Genomic DNA, 24,409 nt, shown 5'->3' with positions numbered 1-24,409 from the left:
AGATATGGACTGCATATTAAATGAACTGTCCTTGAATGCTCAGTACGATGATATAGATGATTTTTCTACATATGGGGTAAAACCGTTGTCTGATGTTTTGCGTGATGTTTATTCTTTGGGAATAGGGTTACTTTATAAAAAAAGTGATTTTTATAACCGTCGGGTTACATCTAGTGAAACCTTTCATGATATTATATTCAGTCCGGTTGCTAAAGTTAATGACTATATGCGCCAAATGAAGAGTCAGTTGGCTAAATTACAGAATGGGCCATATTGGGATGAAGAAATCCGCCACGATGCAGATAAATCATATTTTATTGTTAGAGAAGATGCGGACGATCTTGAGGTTACAATGACATCTGTGGCGGAAGCGCAAGCACGACAAGCCTGTCTTATATCTTTTACCAAATCTGATTTTCTATTTGATAAATTATTCATTAAAATTCAGGAAGATGGAATATTGGATTCTGTTTTTAATGTCTGGAATGGGAATCAGCTTAGAGAAGCTCTTTTTGTATCGGGACAGATTTCAATGGAATTGTATTTTAAGGATAAATTTCGAGGTAAACTGAGTTTTGATGGCCTAGATTCCAGAAACGGATTTAATCTTTTATCAAAAGAAAATGTAGAAATGTTTATTTCCGGTTTTGAGAAATTTGAGAAACTGTCATGGCCGGAGATTGTAAAGGATGAGGGCTTCGATTATAAAGAATTTAGTAAAAACAGGAGAACAAGTCCCTATTTCTCTAATGAAATATGGCAATTGAAGGTATATAAATTTCGTATCGATCGAAAAATCCGTTGTTTTGGCAATACTATTGATGGAGTATTTCATGTTCTACGTTTTGATTTGAATCATGAACTCAGCGATTTAGGATAGCTACAGTTGGATAATCACTTAAATCGGATTAATTTTTCTCATAAATAATTTGATAATTTCGAAGAACTATTTATCTTTGCATTGGATTTATAATTGTAATGAATACAAGTTTGGAAAAGAGGAGAAGAATTATGAAACCGTATGACCGATTAATAGAACATAATATAAAGCCTTCAATGCAGCGTATAGCTATCATGGAGTTTCTGATGGAGCATCCGATTCATCCTTCGGCTGATGATATATATATGGCATTATCTCCTTCAATGCCTACGCTTTCAAAGACAACGGTTTATAATACATTGAAATTATTCTCAGAACAGGGAGCGGCTTTGATGCTTACTATTGATGACAAGAATACAAATTTTGATGCGGACACCTCAATGCATTCTCATTTTTTATGCAGACGATGCGGACATATTTATGATTTGAAATGTCCGGAGACAATAAAGAAAGTGGAGCAGCAGGAAATGGAAGGCCATCAAGTTACTGAGGTTCATTATTATTATAAAGGTATTTGCAAGAATTGCTTAAGTAAAGATATAGAAACACGTATTGACTAATTAATTTAAAATTGAGAAGAAAATGAAAAAATTTAGATGTACTGTTTGCGGTTACGTTTATGAAGGTGACGCAGCTCCTGAGAAATGTCCTTTGTGTAAAGCTCCTGCCAGCAAATTCGTAGAAGTTGTTGAGGTAGAAGGTGGTGCATTGTCTTTTGCTGACGAGCACGTTATCGGTGTGGCAAAAGGTTGTGACGAAGAAATGATCAAGGACCTGAACAACCACTTCATGGGTGAATGTACTGAAGTTGGTATGTATCTTGCTATGAGTCGTCAGGCTGACCGTGAAGGTTATCCTGAAGTAGCTGAGGCTTTCAAGCGTTACGCTTGGGAAGAAGCCGAACACGCTGCTAAATTTGCAGAGTTGCTGGGTGACTGTGTATGGGATACCAAAACTAACTTGCAGAAACGTAAAGACGCTGAACAAGGTGCATGCGAAGATAAAAAACGTATTGCAACCCGTGCTAAAGCTTTGAACTTGGATGCTATTCACGACACTGTACACGAAATGTGTAAAGACGAGGCTCGTCACGGTAAAGGTTTTGAAGGTTTGTACAACCGTTATTTCGGTGATAAATAATCAAGCCTCATAATAACTCTTAAAAGGTCTGTGTTCTCATACGAATGCAGACCTTTTTTGTTTATATTTGCTCGTCAACTTTTAAATGCCGCAATTATGAGAAAAGTACAACTGTTGTTAGTTTGTTTGATGTTTTCTGTAGTCGCTTTGGCTGCTGAAAAAGTAATTAAGTTGCCGAAACCCAACTTGAACCGTACAGGTTCGGTAATGAAAGCCTTGTCCGAACGGCATTCTACTCGGGAATTTGCCGCAAAGGCTTTGAGCTTGTCGGATCTTTCGGATTTATTATGGGCTGCTAATGGAGTTAACCGCAAAGACTCGGGTAAACGTACAGCTCCTTCTGCTTTGAATAAACAGGATGTGGATGTGTATGTTGTTTTATCGGAAGGAAGTTATTTGTATGATGCCCAAAATCATCAGTTGACTCTAGTTGCTGAAGGAGATTATCGCAGCGCAGTTGCAGGTGGGCAGGCTTTTGTGAAATCGGCGCCTGTCTCTTTGGTTCTGATCAGCGATGTTTCTCGTTTCGGAGATGCAAAGAATGCCCGTAACCAGTTGATGGGAGCTATGGATGCAGGAATCGTTTCACAGAACATTTCTGTCTTTTGTTCTTCCGCTAAATTGGCGACAGTGCCGCGTGCATCGATGGATGGCGATCAGTTGAAGAAAGTGCTAAAGCTAAAAGACAGTCAGATTCCCATGATGAATCATCCGGTAGGATATTTTAAATAAGAAATGCGGGGATATAAAAAAGTGACGATATCTTTATGGGATACCGTCACTTTTGATTTTACTTTAATAGAAATTCATCAATTGCTTTTTTGTAGGTTGCTTTATCGGCAGCTCCACGGAAAAGCTGTGGATCTCCTTTCATGGGGATGAATACGAACAAAGGGATACTTGTTGCATTGAACAGGGCTGCCAGTTCTTTCTGCTTGTCTACATTCACTTTATAGATAATTATCTTCCCTGCATATTCCTTTGCCAACTCTTTCATGATAGGAGCTGTCTGCCGACATGGTCCACACCAGTCGGCATAGAGGTCAATGATGGCAGGCTTGTCGCCTTTGTATTTCCACTCCTTTGATTTCTCATAATCGAAGACGTCTTTCAGAAACATTTCCTTGTTCATTACGACGACTTCACCGTTACCTGTTACTTCTTTTTTACCTTGATTGGTTTCAGCTTTGTCATTGAAAGCGTATATAATCACGCTTACCATGACGAAAGCTACCATTGCTAATACTTTCTTCATTCGTTATTTTATCTTTTATGTATAATGTTTCTCAATTACCCCTTGCAGTTCGCTGCTGTGGATTACACCTGAATGTCTCCAGACAGCTTCTCCATCTTTGAACAGTATAAAGGTCGGTACTGCTTGTATACGGTATTTTGTAGCCAGCTCTTCATGCTGGTCAACGTCTATCTTTACAATACGCGCTTTATCACCTACGTTCTGTTTCACTTCTTCCAAAACAGGTTTCATAGCTTTACAGGGTCCACACCATTCCGCAAAAAAATCTACTAAAACCGGCATCGGCAACTTTATTAAATCTTCAAACTTTTCCATAAATCTTTCCTTTCTTAAAATTAACTGTCAGTCATTGAAGACTGCAAATATAAACTTTGTTTTATATATATAACGGGAAAATGCCGTTTTTGTTCACAAAATAGTAATTGTAGAGACATCTTATTGTAATGTGAAACAGGGAATTTTGCGTATCGAAACGGAATAAAGGTTGAACTAAATAATGATAGCCTATGAAATTCTTATTTATTGTTCAAGGTGAGGGTAGGGGACACTTGACACAAGCCATCACCCTCGAAGAAATGTTACTGCGTAACGGGCACGAAGTGGTGGAAGTGCTGGTGGGCAAGAGTTCGTCACGTACCTTACCGGGATTTTTCAACCGGAGTATTCATGCACCGGTGAAGCGTTTTATCAGTCCGAACTTTCAGCCTGCAGCAGATAGTAAACGCCCGAGTTTGAAGAAAAGTGTTTTTTATAATTTGCGGAAGATACCGGAATACTTTCGTAGCATGTGCTATATAAATCAGCGGATCAAGGAGACGGGTGCAGAGATTGTCATTAACTTCTACGAACTTTTGACGGGACTTACATACGCTTTTTTCCGTCCTTCCGTCCCGTATGTATGCATCGGACATCAGTACTTATTTCTGCATCGTGATTTTGAATTTCCGGAGAAGAACTTTGTTCAACTATGGATGTTACGTTTCTTTACGCGGATGACGGCTATTAGGGCTTCGAAGAAGCTAGCTTTATCTTTTAGAACTATGGAACAGGATGATGTGCATCGGATAGTTGTAGTACCACCTCTGATTCGTCAGGAAGTGACGTCCATCCAACCGGAAGAGGGGAATTATATTCATGGATATATGGTGAATTCTGGTTTTTCCGATAGTGTGGAGAAGTTTCACATTTGTCATCCGGAGATACCGCTGAAATTCTTTTGGGATAAAGCGGATACGGAGGAAGTGACAAAGGTTGATGAGACGCTCCGTTTTTATCAGATTGATGATATCAAGTTTCTCAACGGAATGGCTGGTTGCCGGGCTTATGCAAGTACGGCAGGGTTTGAATCTATCTGTGAAGCGATGTATCTTGGAAAACCGGTCTTGATGGTGCCGGCACATATCGAACAAGATTGTAATGCCTATGACGCGATGCAGGCAGGTGCGGGAATTATCAGAGATTCTTTTGATTTGGAATCGTTGCTTCGTTTCGCCGGAAGATATACTCCGAACCGGAACTTTACCTCTTGGGTGCGTAGCTGTGAACGGCGGATAATTTTTGAATTGGAAGAAACAATGAATGTGGTGATTGATGAAATGTATATGGTAGAAAGCTTTGTCTGATTGACGGGGAATGAGCAAAGAAAAATGGATAATGAAGTCAGATGATTCAATCATCATTCATTATCCATTTATTCTTTATAACTGTTTAGGCTCTTTATTCCTCAATAGTCAATTCATCAATGATGTGGGAAGCTCCCGCATATTTATCTATAATAAAGAGTGTATAACGAATGTCGACACAGGCTGCGCGCTGTGATGACGGGCGGAAAGCAATGTCGCCCGTCAATCCTTCAAAGTTACGGTCGAAAGCAGTTCCTACCAGCTGACCTTTGCCGTTGAAGACCGGGCTGCCGGAGTTTCCTCCCGTATTGTCGGTGTTTACAATAAAGCAAACGGGCATTTCACCATTCTTACCGTAACGCCCATAATCCTTGGCTGCGTATAACTCCTTCAATTTCTGAGGAACTACAAATTCCCAATTGCCTTGATCTTCTTTTTCCATCACTCCTTTGAGGGTTGTGTGAGCGTCATAAACAGCTCCGTCGAACGGTTCGTAAGAAAGTATCTGACCATAGGTTAGCCGTAAAGTTGAATTTGCGTCCGGATAAATAGGAATTCCCTTATCCTTTCTCATATCCATCATACCTTTTACCCATACTTTGTGGGCTGCATCGTAATTCTGATTCGCTTCCTTCATGGCGATAGCGGTTTTCAGTATACCGTCGGTAATAGAGTATTTGAATAATATCATCCAATCATATCCTATCTTATATAGGCTTGGCTTTTTGATGAACTTCTCAAAGTTTTTGGGATTACCGAAGATGGAATGTTCGAAACATTCGTCGATAAATGCATCTATACTTCCTTTGAAGCGTGAATTGATGATTTCAAAGATATTGATCCGTTGTTCTGCCGGAATATAATTAGCATAGGTTTTCAACATTTCTTTTCCCACCATCCGTTCTACTTCGGGGAAAGGAACAGATGCGAAGTATTTTTCACCTTCCTTTTTCAGTTTTTGAGTCGCTTCTTTTATCTGCCCCTTGTCTTTCGATTTCAAGGCAGCTACCAATTCCATAGTGGAAGGAATACGCATGAAGTCAAGAGCTGTCACTAATGCTTCATTCAAGGCTTGTTGATGGTAGAGCGCATCACGACGATGAGCTACAATGGAACGGATTTCGTCGAATGCTTTTTGGTAAGAGTCATCTCCTTTTTCACGACCGCGTGCCAGAAGTTCTTCTTGTTGTGCACGCTTGGTATCTAAAACCTTGAGCCGTACCAAACCTTCGTTCATACCAATCGCGTTTTTCCAATAGTTGGCAGATGACGCATATTTGCTGGCATAATGAATACGTACGGCAGGATCTTTAAGCATTTGCTCCATAAGTACCTTTTGACGTGCTCCACGTACATGTTGGCGCATGAAATTGGTTGTTTGCATCCGTTCCTCCACTTCATCGGAAATCATGTATCGCCAGTTACGTCCCGGAAATCCCATGACAAAGGTAAAATCACCTTCTTGTACACCGGCCAGGCTGATGGTGAGATGCTTCTTCACTTTTAACGGTACATTGTCTTTCGAATAGGCTGCCGGTTTTCCGTTCTTGTCCGCATAAATGCGGAACAGCGAAAAGTCACCCGTATGGCGCGGCCACATCCAGTTGTCGGTATCCGCTCCGAACTTTCCAATGGAAGAAGGAGGGGCACCGACCATACGGATATCACTATACACGGTTTTTATGAACATATAATATTTGTTCCCGCCGTAAAAGGCTTTGAGCTCCAGTTTGGTAGCGGGAGTAACTTCTATGTTCTCGGCTTTGGCAAACCGTTCCGCTACTTTACTAAGATAGCCGGGGGACAGGTAATTGATTCCGTCAGGATCCGGATCTTTTTTCAACTGCTCGTTGACGTAATCCGTCACATCAAGAATCCGATCGATATAAGTAACGGTCAGTCCCGGAGTAGGGAGCTCCGCATCGCGGTTCATCGCCCAAAAGCCTTCTGTCAGATAGTCGTGCTCCACGTTGCTGTGTTGCTGGATGGCTCCGTAACCACAGTGGTGGTTAGTCAGTACCAATCCTTCGGAAGAGATAACCTCTCCCGTGCATCCTCCTCCGAAGTGTACGACTGCATCTTTCAAAGAAAGACCGTTGGAATTGTAAACCTCTTCAATAGGAATCTCAAGTCCAAGCTCGCGCATGGCAACTTCATTCTGTGTTTTCAAGTCGGTCAGCATCCACATACCTTCGTCGGCGTAGATACTGAGCGTTGCCAATGAAAAGACTGCAAATAGGATTTGTTTTTTCATTTATTCTACAATTGTCATTTCGTTTATCAGATGTCCGCAGTTTCCTAATTTCTCCAAGATGAACAGGACATAGCGGATATCCAGATTGATGCAACGTTGCAGGTTGTTGTCAAAGTTGATATCACCACTCAGCGATTCCCAGTTTCCATCGAATGCACAACCGATCAGTTCTCCGTTCTCATTCAGAACCGGACTGCCTGAATTACCTCCGGTGATGTCATTGGTTGAAAGGAAGCAAACCGGCATGTCACCGTTCGGCAAAGCATAACGGCCGTAGTCCTTTTTCTCTATCAGCTCTTTCAACTTGGCAGGTACGACAAACTCACGATCTTCCGGATTTTCCTTTTCCAGAATACCCTTGGTAGTAGTGTAGTAGTTATAGTGTACACCGTCTTTCGGGTCGTAAGGTTTCACGTTACCGTAAGTCAGGCGGATTGTAAAGTTCGCATCCGGATAAGAAGGAACAGGTAATTTCATTTCACCCAAACCGCGGATGTAGGTTTTGTGTAATAAAGCCAATTCCTTGTCCATATCCTTCAACTGTCCTATGAGTTGTTCGAGTAAATCATATTTGGACTGGCAATATTGCAAAGCCAGGTCATTATCAATAGCTTTTACGGTCGGTTTCTTGATAAACTTCTCGAAGTTTGCACGATTGGCAAAAATGGAATTGTCATACATATCATCGATAAATTTATTATAGTCGCCTTTATATTTCTGTTCGATAAGTTTGTAGATAGACGGACGTTGCTCTGCCGGAATCATTTCCGCATAAAGAGGGAACAATGCTTTGGCCACCTTACGGTCTACTTCGTGGTCATAGTCTTTGTTATGAATCTCATCATATGTCTCTTTCAGAGCTTCGATACGTACTTTAATCAAAGAATCGTTCTTTTCTACCAATGCTTCCCGAGTTTTGGACAGCAGGGTACTTCCGAACTCGATAGCTCCAAAGAACGTTTCTCTTAAACAAGTGAACTGATAGTTGAGAGGAGCTGTCTTGGCTACCAAGTCATCTATCTTCTTCACTACCTCCGCATAATCGGTATTGTTCTGCTTTCTGGCAAATTCAGCGAATTTGGCTTCCTGTGCCGCTTTTGTGCCCAGTACATCATTATCGATAATTGCCTTGTTCATTCCGATGGAATTTTTCCAATAGTTGCTGGAACCTGCATATTTGTTGGCATATTGGATACGGATCTTGTCACTGGCGTTCATTACTTCTTTCAAAACAGCCAGACGGGCTCCACGGATGCGGATGCGCGGCTCATTTTCCGATTCCATGCGTTCTTTTACTTCCGATACGGTCAGATAACGGCTTGTACTTCCGGGAAATCCCATAATCATGGCATAGTCTCCTTCTTTCAAGCCCTTGATAGAAATAGGCAAATGTTTTTTTGTTTTCAAGGGAGTATTGCTTGCACTGTATTCTGCCGGTTCTCCGTTGGCATCCGCATAAATACGGAACATAGAGAAGTCACCGGTATGACGGGGCCACATCCAGTTATCTGTTTCTCCGCCAAACTTACCGATAGAAGAAGGAGGAGCTGCTACCATACGTACATCCGGGTATACTTTCTTATAGAACATATAGAATTTATTTCCGGCATAGAATGGGAGTGCCTGCGGCACGATTCCTTTCTTGTCTTTCAGATCGCTTTTTGCATACAGCTCTTCTGCCAGTTTCTGGAGAAACGCACCGCTGAATGATTCAGTCTCAGTGATTTCTTTAGCAGCAATCTTAGCATTGACAATATCAGTGATATCTTCGATACGTTCGATAAATGTAAATTTCAATCCCGGAGTAGGAAGTTCCATCTCTCTGGAAGTAGCCCAGAAACCATCCGTCAGGTAATCGTGTTCGATGCTGCTATGTTGTTGGATGGAAGCATATCCGCAATGGTGATTGGTCAGAATCAATCCTTCCGGTGAGATAATCTCTCCGGTACAGCCTCCTCCGAAGATACCGACAGCGTCTTTTAGGGAAACTCCATGGGGGTTATATAAATCTTGCGCTTCCAGTTTCAAGCCTTGTTTTTTCATCATGTCTATGGAATGCTGCTGTTGCATTAGCTGCAATAACCACATACCTTCATCCGCTTTAGCGGAACATACGATTAGCGCAGTCAGCGCCAATAAATAAAGTTTTAGTCTATTCATTCTTTAATGCTGATAATTAAAATATTTATGATTCTATTTTGTCTTTTCCACTCTCAACTCTCCACTTTCCACTCTCCACTTCTCAAAGCTTCCATGATATTGGCAGGTGGACGTTGGTTCATTAATTCATTCTTCATGAAATCCATATAAGGCGCTACGTGCTTAAAGAATTGGTAATATCCTTTGCACAGATAATTCAAGCCGGGTTCGCCTTCCGATGTACGACTGAAGCGATTCTTCGGACATTCTCCGTTGCAGGCAAACAGGAATTCGCATTCCTTGCACTGTGTGGGGAGAGATTGGTATTTCATGTTGCCGAAGTGATGTTGGCGTTCACTGTGCATCATTTCCACCAATGTCTGATTATAGATGTTTCCCAGTTTATATTCGGGGAAAACGAAGTGGTCGCATGAATATACATCACCGTTGAATTCCATAACACCGGCGTGTCCGCAAGTTTTTGCCATCGTACATATTCCCGGCTGTTCACCCATCCAGTTTGCCAGCGTAGAGTCGAATATCTGTATGTAGTAGTTGCCTACGTCTTCTTTCACCCATTCGTCAAAAAGAGTACACAGGAAATTGCCCCATTGCTCCGGAGTGACGGAGAAGTCGGCCAATTTTCCTTCCTTGTCTTCGGCAAGAGAGGCGAGATGCCGTCCGTCTTGATGCGGAAGAATACGTTCGACGATAGGGGCGAACTGTATATAATGACAATCTATCTCTTTGAAAAAGTGATAGAAGTCCAGCGGATAGTCAGCGTTAAAGTCATTGACAACGGCCATTGCATTCCATTCTACATGGTGTTTTTTCAGCAGATTGATACCCTGCATCACTTTCACGAAGGAAGGTTTGCCCATTTTGTTTTTGCGGTATTCGTCATGAAACTCCTGTGGGCCGTCGATGGAAACTCCTACCAGCCAATTGTTGTCGTGAAAGAACTGGCACCATTCGTCGGTGAGCATTGTTCCGTTCGTCTGAATACAGTTGTCGATGGTACGTCCGCGAGCATATTTCTTTTGCAACTCCATAGCCTTCTTATAGAAAGAAAGCGGGCGCATCAGCGTTTCACCCCCGTGCCAGGTGAAAAGCACCTGCGGCATGGTTTGTGAGTTAATATACTCGTCGATGAATTTTTCCAATAGTTCATCGCTCATTACGTGTCTCGGGTTTTCTTTGTATAGATTCGCCTTTTCCAAATAGTAGCAATAGTCGCAGGCCAGGTTGCATACGGCACCCACCGGCTTTACCATCACATAAAGCGGTTTGGCAAAAGGGGCATAAGTTGATGTTTTCATAACCGCAAAATTAGGTAAACTAAATGAAAAAAAAAGCCTTCTCCGTATGTTTATAAGGATTATTAAAGAAAAGAGACTTACAAGATTTAAATATTGATAAAATGTTTCTCTGAAAAATGAATCAGTTGTACCTTTGCACGCAGAATCAAATGAATAGACGAACGTGAATAGACTTTTACCTTTATTGTTTTTGCTCCCGTTTCTGGCTTCCTGCACTAATAAGTACAAGATCGAAGGAACATCTTCTGTGAATAGTCTGGATGGAAAAATGCTGTATCTTAAGTCCTTGCGTGATGGTGAATGGGTGAAACTGGATTCTGCCGAGGTAGCGCACGGTCTGTTCTCCATGAAAGGCAAAGTCGACTCCGTACAAATGGTGACACTTTATATGGATGATGAAAGCATCATGCCGATTGTGCTGGAAAATGGAAAAATCAAGGTAAATATCAGTAATTCGGATATCAAAGCGGTGGGTACTCCTTTGAATACGGCACTATACGAGTTTATTGAGAAAAGGAACCGACTGGAGGAAAGTATCGGAGAGTTGGAACAGAAAGAAACCCGTATGGTGATGGACGGAGGTGATTTGGATGAGATTCATTCACAATTGGCAATGGAAGGAGATTCGCTGATGAAAGAGATGAATCAATATGTGAAAACTTTCATTTCCACCAACTACGAAAATGTGTTGGGACCCAATGTGTTTATCATGCTTTGCAGTTCGTTGCCTTATCCTATTATGACTCCGCAGATAGATGACATCATAAAAGACGCTCCTTATTCTTTTAAAAGCAATAAACTGGTAAGAGAGTTCCTTTCGAAGGCGAAAGAGAATATGAAACTGATAGAAGAGCACAAGCGTCTGGAAGAAAATGCTTCGGTAAAGAAGTGAATATAACTTCTCTATTATCGGTCTTGATCTTCGTTCTTTATCATTCCCTTATGTTTCTCCGGTAAGGCACTTTCAACGGCGGCGTATGCTTCCGCCATAGTCGCTTTGATATTTTCCATACCTTTTCCTTTTGGCGGAATAGGCTCATGAATCGTGAGAATCATGCGGTGACGGTGTATCCATTTGCCTGTACGCGGGAGGATCTCAAATGAGCCGTCAATGGTGACGGGCACTACTGCTAGTTGCAAGTCATCCGCCAATTGAAAAGCTCCTTTCTTGAAATACCCCATGTGTCCGGTGAAAGTACGAGCCCCTTCCGGGAAAACGACCAAAGATACTCCGTCTTTCAAAGAGTCCTTCGCCTGCCGGATCGTTTCCAACACTTTCTTCGGACCGGACCGGTCTACAAAAATGTGCCCTGCGCTTTCGCAGGCTTTTCCAACGAATGGCAGTTTACGCAGACTTTTTTTCATCATCCATTTAAAGTTTCTTCCGATAAAACCGTAGATCAGGAATATGTCGAATGAACCTTGATGGTTGGGTACAAAAATATAGGAAGTCTTATCATGCAACTTTTCACGCCCTTGAATCTTTACGGGAATCAACAGGAACAGACAGATTAATTGTGACCATATCTTTCCCGGATAATATCCCCAGATGTGGGCTCCTCCCAAAAGAGAACCTACGATGGTGACGAGTGCCGTAAGGATAGTCAACACTAATAATATAGGTAAAGCGATGCAAATCTGATAAATATAATAAAGTATCTTCATAGGGTTGGATTTTTACATTGCAAATATACATGATTATTGTAAAAAAGAGATGCGGATACCATATAATCTTTTCGATTGTGTTATTTTTGTCTCTCGTTATTAGAGATAGCTGTTAAAAATATGATACGTATATTACATACTGCCGATTGGCACTTGGGGCAAACGTTCTTCGGTTATGACCGTATGGAGGAGCATGAGGCGTTTTTAGATTGGCTGGCGGGAGAAATCCTCCGGCAGGAGATTGATGCATTGATTATAGCCGGAGACGTGTTTGATGTTTCCAATCCTTCGGCTGCTTCCCAAAGTATATATTATCGGTTTATATACCGGGTTACGGCGGAGAATCCCAATCTGCAAATTGTGATTGTTGCCGGAAATCATGATTCGGCGGCACGTTTGGAAGCTCCTTTACCTTTGTTGCAGGCTATGAGAACAGAGGTCAGGGGAGTGGTACGTAAGCTGGAAGGCGGAGCGGTTGATTACGACCATCTATGCGTGGAACTGAAGAACCGGCAGGGAGAAGTTGAATTACTTTGTATGGCGGTTCCTTTTTTGCGTCAAGGGGATTATCCGGTAGTGCAGACAGAGGGGAATCCTTATGCGGAAGGGGTTCGTGAACTTTATACGCAGCTTTTGCGAAGGTTGTGGAAACGTCGTAAGCCGAATCAGGTCATTCTTGCCATAGGTCATCTGCAAGCTACCGGTTCGGAGATTGCAGAAAAGGATTATAGTGAACGCACAGTGATAGGCGGACTGGAATGCGTGTCACCGGAGGCTTTTCCCGAACAGATCGCTTATACGGCTCTAGGACATATTCATAAAGCGCAACGGGTATCCGGCCGGGAGAATGTACGCTATGCGGGAAGTCCGATTCCGATGTCTTTTGCCGAAAAGCATTATCATCACGGAGTGGTAATGGTGACTTTTGACGAAGGGTGTACGGTGGATATCCGACGGATAGAATGTCCGAAATCAATACCTTTGATAAGCGTTCCGAGCGGTGAGCCGGAATTGCCTGAAAAGATATTGGAGATGTTGGGCGAATTGCCAGAGACGGAAGGAACCGCTCCCTATCTGGAAGTGAAGGTTTTGCTGGAAGAGCCCGAACCCATGCTCCGGCAGGAGATAGAGGATGTTTTGGCGGATAAAAATTATCGCTTGGTACGCATTGTCTCTTCTTACCGTACTGGTGCGGAAAATGTGGAGAAAGAGGAGACGGACTGGAAAAAAGGATTACAGGAGATGTCACCGTTGCAGATTGCACAGTCTGCATTTGAGAAGATTTATCAGTCAGAAATGCCGGAGGATTTGGTTGATTTGTTTCAGGAAGCCTATCTGGCTGCCACCCGTAAAGAAGAGGAGGAAAGATGAAAATATTAGCTATACGATTGAAGAATCTTACTTCCATTGAAGGGACGGTGGAAGTGGATTTCACCGCTGAGCCATTGCGATCGGCCGGCATATTCGCTATTTCTGGTCCTACGGGAGCGGGAAAGTCAACCTTGTTGGATGCGTTATGTCTGGCGTTGTATGATAAAGCGCCCCGTTTCGCCGCTTCGGTGGAAAGTGTGAATCTGGCGGATGTAGGAGATAACCGGATTAATCAGTCCGATGTGCGTAACCTGTTGCGTCGTGGTACAAGTGACGGTTATGCAGAAGTTGATTTTCTAGGAGTAGACGGACGCCGTTACCGCTCTTGTTGGTCGGTGAGACGTACGCGGAATAAAGTGAGCGGCTCTTTGCAGCCGCAAATGATGGAGGTGAAGGAGCTGGATACGGGGAAAGAATTTCAAGGGACGAAGAAGGAGTTGCTAGCACAGTTGGTTGAGTTGATCGGGTTGACGTATGAGCAGTTTACCCGTACCGTATTGTTAGCTCAGAATGACTTTGCCACTTTTTTGAAATCTAAAGGAGCGGCTAAGGCGGAGTTGCTTGAAAAACTGACGGGGACCGGAGTGTATTCTTTCATTTCGCAGGAAGTGTTTGCCCGTAATAAGGTAGCGCAGGAAGAGGTAGCTTTGATTCATAATAAGATGAGTGTGATTGAATTGATTCCGGAAGAGGAACAGCTTGCCTTGCAGAAAGAAAAAGAGTTGTTGGCTGAAAAGCGTTCGGAAGGAATTAAATTGCTGGCGGAACAGAATGCGCAGTTGAATGTTGTCCGTTCATTGAAGACGCAAGAGGAACTCCGGACAAAGAAGCAGAAAGAGGAACAAGGAGAACAGGCCAGACTAAAGACCGCTTTGGACACATTGGCCTCGCAGGAGGAAGGCTTGGTTCGTTTCAAGGCCCAATGGGAAGCTATACAGCCGGACTTGAAGCGAGCCCGTCAACTGGATGTGCAGATACAGTCCCAACAAGAGGGTTATATACAGTCCCAACAACTATTGCAGGCAGCCCGCAAGCAGGTGCAGGAGCATGACAAGAGAAAACGGATGGTTGAGGAACAGTTGCATTTGTCTTATCAGACCTTACGTCGTCTATTGAATGTTGCAGGGACGGAAGACAGTCTGCTGCTTGAACAGGTGGAAGAAACTTTACGGCAGGAAGAGGGAAATTTGTCTGCCGGAATAGAAACGAACGAGAAACGCCTGGAGCGGTTGAATGCTTTCGGATATCCGTCGTTAGCTGAAGAACAGGTCAAGTTGCAGAAAGAATTGGCACGTCAGCAGAATATCCGGCAATTGACGGAAGCGTTGAAGAAGGCGATGTCGGAAATAGAGCATTTGGAAAAAGAGACGGCAGATTGTTCGAAGGAGCTTTCGGAACGGGAAGTTGCCTTGAAAACAGTACAACGTCTTTATGAAAACGCCCGCATGGCGGTAGGGAAGGATGTGAAAGCTTTGAGGCGGCAGTTGGAGGAAGGAGAAGCCTGTCCCGTTTGTGGTAGTACTTCGCATCCGTATCATCGGGAACAGGAAGTGGTGGATACTCTTTTCCGGAATATGGAGCAGGAGTATAATGCGGCAACAGCGGTTTATCAGCAGGTGAACAACCGGAGCATTGCCTTGCAACGTGATTTGGCACATCAGAAGATGATTGCGGGGCAGGTACGTGAACAGTTGTCGGCTTTCCAAAAAGAAAGCGCCGACACCGGAAATGAGGAACAGATACAACAACGCTTGGGAGAACTGGCGAAGCTTATTTTAGAATACCGTAATCTGTATGCGGAATGGCAGCGGGGTGATGAAGAGATAAAGAAGCTGCGTTCGCATTATGAAGCCTTGCGTGAGAATGTTTCCCAATGCCGTTTAGCCATGCAAAAGGTATCGGCTGCCAATGAACAGTCGGTGCTATTACAGAATGCCGCGATTGCCGAACAAAAGCGTTTTGAGGTGATAGAGAAAGCATTGGATACACTTCGTCGGGAACGTTCGGGCTTATTGAAAGGAAAGAGTGCCGATGAGGCGGAAGCCGCCGTAGCAAGGCGCGAAGGAGAATTGAATCTGGCGTTGGAAAAAGCCCGTAAGGAGGTAGAGACGGCTCAAAACGGACTTTCCGGCTTGCAAGGAGAGCTGAAACAGATTGCGTCGTCTATTGAAGAGTTGCAAGTGCGGCAGAAGCAAATCGAATTCCCCGAACAGCTTCCGGAAGCAATAAAGAAACAACAGGAGGAGAATCTGAATACGGAACGCAGTCTTTCCATTATTGAAGCCCGTTTGTTGCAACAGGCTAAAAATAAAGCGGCGGTGGAGCAGATAGCAAAAGAACTTTCAGAGAAACAATCGGTTGCCGACCGTTGGGCAAAGTTGAATAAGCTGATTGGCAGTGCGGATGGAGCAAAATTCAAAGTCATAGCGCAAAGTTATACCTTGAATCTGTTATTGCTTCATGCCAACAAACATTTGTCTTATCTTTCCAAACGCTATAAATTGCAACAGGTTCCCGGTACATTGGCCTTGCAGGTTGTCGACTGTGATATGTGCGATGAGATACGAACGGTTTATTCCCTTTCTGGAGGCGAATCATTCTTAATCTCGCTGGCATTGGCATTGGGATTGTCATCTTTATCCAGCAATAATTTGAAGGTGGAGTCGCTTTTTATAGACGAAGGGTTCGGATCTTTGGATGCGGAAAGCCTGCGTACGGCGATGGAAGCATTGGAGCAACTGCAAATGCAGGGAAGAAAAATAGGCGTGATCTCTCATGTGCAGGAAATGAGCGAACGGATTTCCGTTCAAGTGCAGGTACACAAGAAAGTGAATGGAAAGAGTGTGCTTAGCGTTGTAGGATAAGCACACTCTTTCCTCTTTATTATCTGAATTCGTTTAATTCGTTCAGATTCTTTTTGATTTCGTGGATACGGTTTAGGAACTTCTTGCGGTAAATCCATAAGATCAGTCCGAGACCGCCTCCCCATAACAGGACAAAAAAGGAAATCATGCCTATACCGTATTGCCATACTTGCCAGTAAATGAATGAAAGAACAGCCAATACCAGAAGGAAAAAGATGGCAAACAGACGCTCTCTGATGGTCCATCGGTGGATGCGGTTGACACGGCTGATTACTTCTATCAAAGGCATTTCGTCTACTCGGGTCCGCTGGAGGTAGCGGGTAGTGACGATATCCCAGCAAAGTGCGGGAATCCAAGCAAGAAGGATAATGATATAGATAGGGTTCAGCCTGTTGTGCAACAGGACTTCCGCCAAGAACAGGATCAGTATCGGCAGGGAAATCAGAATCAGCTTTATGTTTAGATTGGCAATGGCGTGAATGCCCTTGCCGGTATGTCCCAGCAATTTCGAAAGTTCCTCTTCTTTAATGAGCTCTTTGTCCTTCAGGTGCTCATCGAGTACATTCCAGGATTTCTTCAATTCTTCCAGTTCCATATATCTTTAGTCTTCCTTTTTCATTTTTTTTAGTTTGTCTTTGATGCGGCTTAACTTGGTAGCTACATTCGTTACCGTCAGTCCGGTAATCTCCGCAATCTCCTCGTAACTCTTCTCTTCGAGATAGAGCAGGATGATGGATTTGTCGAGTTGCCCCAATTGATTGATCATCCGGTAAAGCTGTTTCAGCATTTCATTGACCGGATCGTGCGCTTCGATACTCCAGTCAATCTCTTTGGTGAGGCTGACAATTTCCGGTATATTCTTTTCCTTGCGATAAAAACTGATGCAGGTGTTGAGGGCAATACGATAAATCCATGTCGATATTTTACACTCTTTCCTGAATTTGGGATAGGCTTTCCAAAGGTTCAGCACAACATCCTGGTAAAGGTCATTGAGAGGGGCATTGGGATTGGCGTACAGATAACACACCTTATAGATCACCCGTTCATATTCACGGATGACCGACAAGAATTCTTGTTCAACAGGCCTGTCTGTTTCTGCCGACTGTTCCCTCATGAGCGTTATTGTAAATTGGCAGCCAGGAATTTGCGTATCTCTGCCACACTCTTATTCCGGCGGCGGGCATAATCTTCGAGTTGGTCTTCTCCAATCTTCCCTACTGAAAAATATTCGGAAGCCGGATGTGAGAACATAAGTCCGCAGACGGATGCGTGAGGATACATTGCCCCGTTTTCGGTCAGTGAGATGCCTATCCGTTTCATATCCAATAGTTCGTCCAATAGGAAATTGACGGATTGGTCGGGCAAAGACGGATAACCGACCGCCGGACGAATACCTTGATATTTTTCAACTAGCAAATCCTCAATGCTTAAATTCTCATCTTTCGCATATCCCCATACTTCTTTTCGTACATACTCATGCATCTTTTCCGTAGCAGCTTCAGCCAGACGGTCGGAAAGAGTTTGGACAAGCAGATGTTTGTAGGGATCTTGCTCGTAAAGCCCTTCCATATCCGCATCGATGGAAGCGGCGAAAGCGCCGATCGTATCGGCTATGCCGGAAGATGAGGGGCGCACAAAGTCACTTAAACAAAGGAATGGACTGCCGTCTCTTTTAGGTGTTTGCTGGCGGAGTAAAGGAAACGTGATGTATTGGTCTTGTTCCTTTTCAATCACCAGATTGTCTTCGTCGGAGTTTGCTTTACAGAGCTTGAAGATTGTCTTTACTTCATAATCCTTGTCGAGCAGATCCAGCATACGGTTGGCCTCTTTGAAAAGCTGCATGGCTTCGGAGGCTTTATTCCGTTCTTCTTCCGGAAAGGTGGTCAGCCATATGGCACGGCAGGCATCGCATCCGTGAATGTTGGCGATAGCTGCGAAACGTGGTTGGAACCCCCATGCGTGGAAAAAGTAAATCCAGTTGATGTAGGGGGCGACCGTATGTATTTTATAAGATAAGACTGTAGATTGCATAATGGGGCTTGTTTTTCTGTTTGAGAAATTCACTTACTATCTGAACCTTAACTCTTGTCCACGATAGTTCTTGTCTATCTCTCCGTTATTATATAGCAGATGCCCGTTTGCAAAAGTCTTTTCTACTTTCCAATTGAATGTATGTCCCTCCAACGGGCTCCATTTGCATTTACTTAAAATGCAGTCTGCCGTTACCGTCCAATTGCTGTCCGGACGTACTAACACAAGGTCTGCTTGATAACCTTTCCGGATGAATCCCCGATTCTGTATTTCGTACATTTGGGCAGGAGCATGAGCCATCTTCTCTACCACTTTCTCTATTGTAAATACTCCTTTGTCCACTAGTTCCAGCATACTGACCAGTGAAAACTGAATCATTGGCATTCCCGACATCGCTTTCAATGCCCCTCCTTCTTTCTCGCTTAGCAGGTGCGGAGCGTGGTCTGTTGCGATGGCGTCTATCAAACCGCTATTGACAGCCTCCTGCAGGGCCTTCCGGTCTTTTGCTGTTTTGATGGCGGGGTTGCATTTGATGCGTGCGCCCAGTGTCCGGTAATCTTCCTCTGTGAAAAGCAGATGAGAAACACAGGCTTCTGCCGTGATTCGTTTTTGTGCCAGAGGAGCGTTTGAGAACAGACTGAGCTCTTTGGCAGTGGAGATGTGCATGATATGCAGGCGGGCATTTGTTTCACGTGCCAGTTGTACCGCCAGCTCCGAAGAACGGTAACAGGCTTCCTCCGAACGTAGGAGCGGATGAAGGGACAGCGGGACATCTTCTCCGTACTCTTTCTTGAATTTATCTGTATTTTCTTTGATGATTCCCTGATCTTCACAATGGGCGGCGATAAGCAAATCGGTACCGCCAAAGATATTGCGCAGACTGGCCATCCGGTCTACCAGCATATTACCGGTACTTGAACCCATGAACAGTTTAACGCCACAGACACGGTGTTTGTCCAACTTTGCAAACTGAGTGTAATTGTTGTTGGTTGCTCCGAAATAACAAGAATAGTTGACGGCAGATTTCTCGCTTAATAAAGCGAATTTCTCATCAAGAGCTTCCAAAGTGGTGGTCTGTGGATTGGTATTCGGCATATCCATGATTGAGGTGACGCCACCCGCCGCAGCAGCACGGCTTTCGGTGATAATATCCGCCTTATGGGTAAGACCGGGATCGCGGAAGTGTACGTGCTCGTCAATGGCACCCGGCAAAAGATAACATCCGGTTGCATCTATTATTTCATCACAGGGGGCAGACGCTTTTTCTTCGCCAACCAATATCTCGGCGATTTTCTCGTCTTCAATCACAACCGAACCCGGAACTGTTCTTCCTTCGTTGACAATAATGGCATTTTGAATCAGTGTACGTTTCATTTCTTTTGCGGGAATTTATGGAACCAACTATTTACTTTTAATTTAATCACACCGAATATGGCTTCTCCAAAGATGCTGCTATTCATCTTGGAAGTACCCAATTCGCGATTGATGAATATCACCGGGACCTCAATGATTTTGAAGCCGCACTTATAAGCCGTGAATTTCATTTCAATCTGAAAGGCGTATCCTTTGAAGCGGATGTGGTCTAAATCTATCGTTTCCAATACCTGGCGACGGTAGCAGACGAATCCGGCGGTGGTATCGTGCACGGGGATTCCTGTGATAAACCGCACGTACTTGGAAGCGAAATAGGACATGAGTACCCGCCCCATCGGCCAGTTTACTACATTTACCCCACTGACGTACCGGGAACCGATGGATACGTCGCCTCCCTGTTCCGCACAGGCCTGGTACAGACGGGGCAAATCGTTCGGATTATGGCTGAAATCGGCGTCCATCTCAAAGATATATTCGTATGTATGTTCCAATGCCCATTTGAATCCGGTGATGTAGGCGGTTCCTAATCCTAACTTCCCTTTACGCTCGATCATAAACAAGCGTTCGGGAAACTCTTGTTGCAGGGTTTTTACAATAGTTGCCGTTCCGTCGGGTGACCCGTCTTCTATTACCAGAATATGGAATACTTTGGGAAGTCCGAAAACGGCACGGATAATATTTTCGATATTCTCTCGTTCGTTATAAGTAGGAATAATTACAATGCTGTCTGATGTCTGCATATAGATACTATAATATTTAAGAACAAAAGTAGTTCTTTTCCTTTAGTTATAGATGAACTAAGGAATATTTAACGTGTTCTGCGGCTCATTATGGATAACTCCGTACCTCACCGGAATTAAGCCCACACCTTACGGGAGGTAAGCCCACGTCTGACTGATGCTAAGCCCACGTCTGAGCGATACTGAGCCCACGCTTTACCGAGACTCAGCCCACGTCTCAATGGCGCTGAGCCCGTAGTTCGGTAATTCTTACTGTGTATTTCTTGATAATACTTCCATTTTTAAAGTATGTACTCCCAATCTTTTTTGTACTTTTGCGGTGAAATTTTATAGGTATGACAATAACTGAGTTGCAACAACAATATGCTGCCCACCCCAATACGGCAGTAATGAAGCGCTTGTTGAAGGACACTTCTGTTCAAACTGTTTTTTGTGGAGGACTGTATGCGTCTGCTGCTTCCCTTTTTTCTTCTGTATTGGTGCAAGAGGGTGGTTGCCCGTTTGTGTTTATCTTGGGTGATCTTGAAGAAGCCGGGTATTTTTATCACGACCTGACACAGATATTAGGCTCGGAAACGGTGCTTTTTTTCCCGTCTTCTTTCCGGCGTTCCATCAAGTACGGACAGAAAGACGCAGCCAATGAGATTTTGCGTACGGAGGTGCTGAGCCGTCTGCAGAAAGGAGAGAAAGGTTTGTGTATCGTCACTTATCCCGATGCGTTGGCTGAGAAAGTGGTATCCCGTAAGGAACTGAGCAATAAGACCTTGAAACTGAGTGTGGGTGAAAAGGTGGATACTACTTTTATAACGGATGTGTTGCATAGTTATGGTTTTGAATATGTGGATTATGTATATGAACCGGGACAATATGCCGTTCGTGGCAGCATAATCGATGTTTTCTCTTTTGCTTCGGAATATCCTTATCGTATTGACTTTTTCGGTGATGAAGTAGAGAGTGTCCGTACCTTTGAGGTGGAGTCTCAGTTGTCTCGTGAGAAGAAAAAGGAAGTGTCTATCGTTCCGGATTTGGCAGTGACGGGAGAGGTAACCACTTCTTTTCTGGATTTTATTCCGAAAGAAACCGTGCTCGCCATGCGTGACTTTCTTTGGTTGCGCGAGCGAATCCAAGTGGTGCATGATGAGGCGTTGACTCCGCAGGCAATAGCCGTTCAGGAGGCCGAAGAGAATGGGGAAATTACGTTGGAGGGAAAATTGATCGATGGCAGTGAGTTTACTGTACGCGCTCTTGATTTCCGTCGGTTGGAATTTGGTAACAAGCCAACCGGAACGCCGGAAGCCAGTGTCTCTTTCAGTACATCCGTCCAGCCTATCTTTCATAAGAATTTCGATTTGGTGGCTTCCTCTCTCAAAGAGTATCTGGAGAAAGGTTATCTGCTTTATATATGTAGCGACAGCACGAAGCAAACGGATCGTATCAAGGCTATTTTTGAGGATCGTGGTGATAAGATACAATTTACTCCTGTTGAGCGTACCATTCACGAAGGGTTCGTTGATAATACGTTGAGGCTGTGTGTGTTTACAGACCATCAGTTATTCGACCGTTTCCATAAGTATAATCTGAAGAGTGATAAAGCCCGTTCGGGAAAGGTGGCCCTTTCCTTGAAAGAATTGAACCAGTTTACTCCGGGCGATTATGTGGTGCATACGGATCATGGTATCGGACGTTTCTCCGGTCTGGTGCGTATTCCGAATGGAGATACTACGCAAGAAGTCCTGAAACTGGTTTTTCAGAATGATGATGTGGTATTTGTTTCTATCCATTCTTTGCACAAAGTTTCCAAATACAAAGGAAAAGAGGGAGAGGCTCCCCGACTTAATAAATTGGGCACGGGTGCGTGGGAGAAACTGAAAGAGCGTACAAAGAGTAAGATAAAAGATATTGCCCGTGATCTGATTAAGCTGTATTCGCAGCGTCGCCAGGAAAAGGGCTTCTCTTATAGTCCGGATAGTTTCTTGCAGCGTGAGCTGGAAGCTTCTTTTATTTATGAAGATACGCCGGACCAGAGCAAAGCGACAATTGATGTCAAGGCGGATATGGAGAGTGATCGTCCGATGGATCGTCTGGTCTGTGGGGATGTGGGATTTGGAAAGACAGAGGTTGCCATCCGTGCGGCTTTCAAGGCGGTTGCCGATAATAAGCAGGTGGCTGTGCTTGTGCCGACTACGGTGCTTGCTTACCAGCATTTCCAGACATTCCGCGACCGCTTGAAAGGATTGCCTTGCAGGGTGGAATATTTGAGTCGTGCACGTACGGCCGCACAATCTAAAGCTGTGTTGAAAGGATTGAAGGAGGGGGATGTCAATATACTGATAGGTACTCACCGCATCTTGGGAAAAGACGTCCAATTTAAAGACTTGGGATTGCTGATTGTTGATGAAGAACAGAAATTCGGAGTCTCTGTAAAGGAAAAGTTGCGGCAGCTGAAAGTGAACGTGGATACATTGACAATGACCGCTACTCCGATTCCCCGTACGCTTCAGTTCTCGCTGATGGGTGCGCGCGATCTGAGTGTTATCTCTACGCCTCCGCCTAACCGTTATCCGATTCAGACAGAGGTGCATACCTTTAATGAGGAGGTGATTACGGATGCGATTAATTTTGAAATGAGCCGTAACGGTCAGGTGTTTTTTGTCAATAACCGGATAGCTAATTTGCCGGAACTGAAAGCGATGATCGAGCGTCACATTCCGGATTGCCGTGTGGCTATCGGTCACGGACAGATGGAGCCGGCGCAATTGGAAAAGATTATTCTGGATTTTGTCAATTATGATTATGATGTCCTTTTGGCGACTACCATTATTGAGAGCGGTATTGATATCCCGAATGCAAATACGATTATAATCAATCAAGCGCAGAATTTCGGCTTGAGCGATCTTCATCAGATGCGTGGGCGGGTAGGACGTAGCAATAAAAAAGCATTCTGTTATCTGTTGGCTCCTCCGTTAAGCAGTCTTACCGCAGAGGGAAAGCGGCGCCTTCAAGCGATTGAGAACTTTAGCGATTTGGGAAGCGGTATCCACATTGCCATGCAGGATTTGGATATTCGCGGAGCCGGTAATCTGTTGGGGGCGGAACAAAGCGGATTTGTTGCCGACTTGGGATATGAGACGTATCAGAAGATTCTCAGTGAAGCTGTTCATGAACTGAAGAACGATGAATTTGCAGATTTGTATGCGGAGGAAATCAAAGGGGAAGGGCAGATCAGCGGTGAAGGATTTGTGGATGAATGTCAGGTGGAAAGTGATTTGGAATTGTTATTACCGGCGAATTATGTGACCGGTAGCAGTGAGCGTATGTTGCTTTATCGCGAATTGGACAGTCTGACATTGGACAAAGACGTCGCAGCTTTCCGTTCTCGTCTGGAAGACCGCTTCGGCCCTGTTCCGCCGGAAACGGAAGAATTGCTCCGTATCGTTCCTCTGCGTCGGTTGGCGGCACGTTTGGGAGCGGAGAAGATATTCTTGAAGGGTGGACGCATGACATTGTTCTTTGTCTCCAATCCAGATAGCCCGTTCTATCAGAGCCAGGCTTTCGGAAAGGTGATTGATTATATGATGAAGTATACCCGCCGTTGCGATCTTCGCGAGCAGAACGGGAAACGGAGTATGCTGATTAAAGATGTGTCGAATGTGGAGACAGCGGTTAGCGTATTGCAGGAGATTGTTGCGTTACAACCGAATGGGCTTTAGTAAATTGCCTCCTTTAGTGAGATTAAACTGAATAAGTTTGTTTTT

At 44.1% G+C, this 24,409-nt stretch carries 20 protein-coding genes; 9 read left to right on the top strand and 11 right to left on the bottom strand.

Annotation, left to right across the window (positions count from 1 at the left end; all coding sequences use genetic code 11):
- Window positions 1-4: 4 nt before the first annotated feature.
- From ACNOGP_RS17965 to ACNOGP_RS17950, 4 genes are all read left to right on the top strand, one after another.
- Window positions 5-880: a hypothetical protein gene (locus ACNOGP_RS17965; protein WP_418213395.1), complete on the top strand. Its 876-nt coding sequence runs from the start codon at window positions 5-7 to the stop codon at window positions 878-880.
- 131 nt (window positions 881-1,011) lie between these two features.
- On the top strand, window positions 1,012-1,440 hold the full coding sequence (locus tag ACNOGP_RS17960) for a Fur family transcriptional regulator (RefSeq protein ID WP_186967902.1): 429 nt from the start codon (window positions 1,012-1,014) through the stop codon (window positions 1,438-1,440).
- 22 nt (window positions 1,441-1,462) lie between these two features.
- A complete protein-coding gene (locus ACNOGP_RS17955; RefSeq protein ID WP_007759170.1) occupies window positions 1,463-2,020 on the top strand; it encodes an NADH peroxidase in 558 nt (185 codons plus the stop codon).
- Between the two features lie 96 nt (window positions 2,021-2,116).
- Window positions 2,117-2,752: a SagB/ThcOx family dehydrogenase gene (locus ACNOGP_RS17950; RefSeq protein ID WP_418213394.1), complete on the top strand. Its 636-nt coding sequence runs from the start codon at window positions 2,117-2,119 to the stop codon at window positions 2,750-2,752.
- A gap of 58 nt (window positions 2,753-2,810) precedes the next feature.
- Here ACNOGP_RS17950 and ACNOGP_RS17945 read toward each other — a convergent pair whose 3' ends face one another.
- Window positions 2,811-3,275, bottom strand: coding sequence for a thioredoxin family protein (locus ACNOGP_RS17945; RefSeq protein WP_007759177.1), 465 nt, complete (start codon window positions 3,273-3,275; stop codon window positions 2,811-2,813).
- A gap of 15 nt (window positions 3,276-3,290) precedes the next feature.
- On the bottom strand, window positions 3,291-3,590 hold the full coding sequence (gene trxA, locus ACNOGP_RS17940; protein WP_007754485.1) for a thioredoxin: 300 nt from the start codon (window positions 3,588-3,590) through the stop codon (window positions 3,291-3,293).
- A gap of 191 nt (window positions 3,591-3,781) precedes the next feature.
- On the opposite strand from trxA, the gene ACNOGP_RS17935 reads away from it, so the two are divergent.
- Complete coding sequence (locus tag ACNOGP_RS17935; RefSeq protein WP_272720205.1) at window positions 3,782-4,897, top strand: glycosyltransferase family protein; 1,116 nt, start codon at window positions 3,782-3,784, stop codon at window positions 4,895-4,897.
- Between the two features lie 94 nt (window positions 4,898-4,991).
- On the opposite strand, the gene ACNOGP_RS17930 is transcribed toward ACNOGP_RS17935, so the two are convergent.
- The 3 genes from ACNOGP_RS17930 to ACNOGP_RS17920 are packed head-to-tail and all read right to left on the bottom strand — an operon-like array spanning window position 4,992 to window position 10,609.
- A complete protein-coding gene (locus ACNOGP_RS17930; protein WP_418213393.1) occupies window positions 4,992-7,151 on the bottom strand; it encodes a S46 family peptidase in 2,160 nt (719 codons plus the stop codon).
- Complete coding sequence (locus ACNOGP_RS17925; RefSeq protein WP_418213392.1) at window positions 7,152-9,311, bottom strand: S46 family peptidase; 2,160 nt, start codon at window positions 9,309-9,311, stop codon at window positions 7,152-7,154.
- 53 nt (window positions 9,312-9,364) lie between these two features.
- On the bottom strand, window positions 9,365-10,609 hold the full coding sequence (locus ACNOGP_RS17920) for an anaerobic sulfatase-maturation protein (protein WP_418213391.1): 1,245 nt from the start codon (window positions 10,607-10,609) through the stop codon (window positions 9,365-9,367).
- A 163-nt stretch (window positions 10,610-10,772) separates the two neighbouring features.
- On the opposite strand from ACNOGP_RS17920, the gene ACNOGP_RS17915 reads away from it, so the two are divergent.
- Entirely contained in the window at window positions 10,773-11,501 is a 729-nt protein-coding gene (locus ACNOGP_RS17915; RefSeq protein WP_418213390.1) for a DUF4369 domain-containing protein, read from the top strand.
- Between the two features lie 14 nt (window positions 11,502-11,515).
- Here ACNOGP_RS17915 and ACNOGP_RS17910 read toward each other — a convergent pair whose 3' ends face one another.
- Complete coding sequence (locus ACNOGP_RS17910) at window positions 11,516-12,274, bottom strand: lysophospholipid acyltransferase family protein (protein WP_007754498.1); 759 nt, start codon at window positions 12,272-12,274, stop codon at window positions 11,516-11,518.
- 120 nt (window positions 12,275-12,394) lie between these two features.
- Here ACNOGP_RS17910 and ACNOGP_RS17905 point away from each other — a divergent pair, with 120 nt between their 5' ends.
- Complete coding sequence (locus ACNOGP_RS17905) at window positions 12,395-13,645, top strand: exonuclease SbcCD subunit D (protein WP_418213389.1); 1,251 nt, start codon at window positions 12,395-12,397, stop codon at window positions 13,643-13,645.
- Window positions 13,642-16,509 (top strand): AAA family ATPase, encoded by a 2,868-nt coding sequence (locus ACNOGP_RS17900; RefSeq protein ID WP_418213388.1) that lies wholly within the window; start codon window positions 13,642-13,644, stop codon window positions 16,507-16,509. Before ACNOGP_RS17905 ends, ACNOGP_RS17900 begins: the two co-directional genes overlap by 4 nt.
- A gap of 19 nt (window positions 16,510-16,528) precedes the next feature.
- On the opposite strand, the gene ACNOGP_RS17895 is transcribed toward ACNOGP_RS17900, so the two are convergent.
- The 5 genes from ACNOGP_RS17895 to ACNOGP_RS17875 are packed head-to-tail and all read right to left on the bottom strand — an operon-like array spanning window position 16,529 to window position 20,654.
- Window positions 16,529-17,104, bottom strand: coding sequence for a hypothetical protein (locus ACNOGP_RS17895; protein ID WP_186967894.1), 576 nt, complete (start codon window positions 17,102-17,104; stop codon window positions 16,529-16,531).
- 6 nt (window positions 17,105-17,110) lie between these two features.
- A complete protein-coding gene (locus ACNOGP_RS17890) occupies window positions 17,111-17,623 on the bottom strand; it encodes an RNA polymerase sigma factor (RefSeq protein WP_007759202.1) in 513 nt (170 codons plus the stop codon).
- Between the two features lie 5 nt (window positions 17,624-17,628).
- On the bottom strand, window positions 17,629-18,540 hold the full coding sequence (locus ACNOGP_RS17885) for a vitamin B12 dependent-methionine synthase activation domain-containing protein (protein ID WP_418213387.1): 912 nt from the start codon (window positions 18,538-18,540) through the stop codon (window positions 17,629-17,631).
- A 36-nt stretch (window positions 18,541-18,576) separates the two neighbouring features.
- Window positions 18,577-19,914, bottom strand: coding sequence for a dihydroorotase (locus tag ACNOGP_RS17880; RefSeq protein WP_418213386.1), 1,338 nt, complete (start codon window positions 19,912-19,914; stop codon window positions 18,577-18,579).
- Window positions 19,911-20,654, bottom strand: coding sequence for a polyprenol monophosphomannose synthase (locus ACNOGP_RS17875; RefSeq protein WP_007753522.1), 744 nt, complete (start codon window positions 20,652-20,654; stop codon window positions 19,911-19,913). The genes ACNOGP_RS17880 and ACNOGP_RS17875 overlap by 4 nt, the downstream gene beginning before the upstream one ends.
- 335 nt (window positions 20,655-20,989) lie before the next feature.
- On the opposite strand from ACNOGP_RS17875, the gene mfd reads away from it, so the two are divergent.
- The gene (mfd, locus tag ACNOGP_RS17870; RefSeq protein ID WP_418213385.1) at window positions 20,990-24,364 is read left to right on the top strand and encodes a transcription-repair coupling factor; all 3,375 of its coding nucleotides are present in this window, start codon (window positions 20,990-20,992) and stop codon (window positions 24,362-24,364) included.
- Window positions 24,365-24,409 lie beyond the last annotated feature (45 nt).

Origin of the sequence: Bacteroides difficilis (assembly GCF_048319815.1) — a bacterium.
Taxonomy (GTDB): domain Bacteria; phylum Bacteroidota; class Bacteroidia; order Bacteroidales; family Bacteroidaceae; genus Bacteroides; species Bacteroides zhangwenhongii.
The sequence above is the reverse complement of the archived record's forward strand: the minus strand, read 5'-3'. Positions and strand labels throughout refer to the sequence as shown.

What these genes read in the sequence shown, in the direction of transcription:
- ACNOGP_RS17965 (WP_418213395.1), top strand. Translation starts at nt 5, where the DNA reads ATGGACTGCATATTAAATGAACTGTCCTTGAATGCTCAGTACGATGAT.
- ACNOGP_RS17960 (WP_186967902.1), top strand. Translation starts at nt 1,012, where the DNA reads ATGAAACCGTATGACCGATTAATAGAACATAATATAAAGCCTTCAATG.
- ACNOGP_RS17955 (WP_007759170.1), top strand. Translation starts at nt 1,463, where the DNA reads ATGAAAAAATTTAGATGTACTGTTTGCGGTTACGTTTATGAAGGTGAC.
- ACNOGP_RS17950 (WP_418213394.1), top strand. Translation starts at nt 2,117, where the DNA reads ATGAGAAAAGTACAACTGTTGTTAGTTTGTTTGATGTTTTCTGTAGTC.
- ACNOGP_RS17945 (WP_007759177.1), bottom strand. Translation starts at nt 3,275, where the DNA reads ATGAAGAAAGTATTAGCAATGGTAGCTTTCGTCATGGTAAGCGTGATT.
- trxA (WP_007754485.1), bottom strand. Translation starts at nt 3,590, where the DNA reads ATGGAAAAGTTTGAAGATTTAATAAAGTTGCCGATGCCGGTTTTAGTA.
- ACNOGP_RS17935 (WP_272720205.1), top strand. Translation starts at nt 3,782, where the DNA reads ATGAAATTCTTATTTATTGTTCAAGGTGAGGGTAGGGGACACTTGACA.
- ACNOGP_RS17930 (WP_418213393.1), bottom strand. Translation starts at nt 7,151, where the DNA reads ATGAAAAAACAAATCCTATTTGCAGTCTTTTCATTGGCAACGCTCAGT.
- ACNOGP_RS17925 (WP_418213392.1), bottom strand. Translation starts at nt 9,311, where the DNA reads ATGAATAGACTAAAACTTTATTTATTGGCGCTGACTGCGCTAATCGTA.
- ACNOGP_RS17920 (WP_418213391.1), bottom strand. Translation starts at nt 10,609, where the DNA reads ATGAAAACATCAACTTATGCCCCTTTTGCCAAACCGCTTTATGTGATG.
- ACNOGP_RS17910 (WP_007754498.1), bottom strand. Translation starts at nt 12,274, where the DNA reads ATGAAGATACTTTATTATATTTATCAGATTTGCATCGCTTTACCTATA.
- ACNOGP_RS17905 (WP_418213389.1), top strand. Translation starts at nt 12,395, where the DNA reads ATGATACGTATATTACATACTGCCGATTGGCACTTGGGGCAAACGTTC.
- ACNOGP_RS17900 (WP_418213388.1), top strand. Translation starts at nt 13,642, where the DNA reads ATGAAAATATTAGCTATACGATTGAAGAATCTTACTTCCATTGAAGGG.
- ACNOGP_RS17895 (WP_186967894.1), bottom strand. Translation starts at nt 17,104, where the DNA reads ATGGAACTGGAAGAATTGAAGAAATCCTGGAATGTACTCGATGAGCAC.
- ACNOGP_RS17890 (WP_007759202.1), bottom strand. Translation starts at nt 17,623, where the DNA reads ATGAGGGAACAGTCGGCAGAAACAGACAGGCCTGTTGAACAAGAATTC.
- ACNOGP_RS17885 (WP_418213387.1), bottom strand. Translation starts at nt 18,540, where the DNA reads ATGCAATCTACAGTCTTATCTTATAAAATACATACGGTCGCCCCCTAC.
- ACNOGP_RS17880 (WP_418213386.1), bottom strand. Translation starts at nt 19,914, where the DNA reads ATGAAACGTACACTGATTCAAAATGCCATTATTGTCAACGAAGGAAGA.
- ACNOGP_RS17875 (WP_007753522.1), bottom strand. Translation starts at nt 20,654, where the DNA reads ATGCAGACATCAGACAGCATTGTAATTATTCCTACTTATAACGAACGA.
- mfd (WP_418213385.1), top strand. Translation starts at nt 20,990, where the DNA reads ATGACAATAACTGAGTTGCAACAACAATATGCTGCCCACCCCAATACG.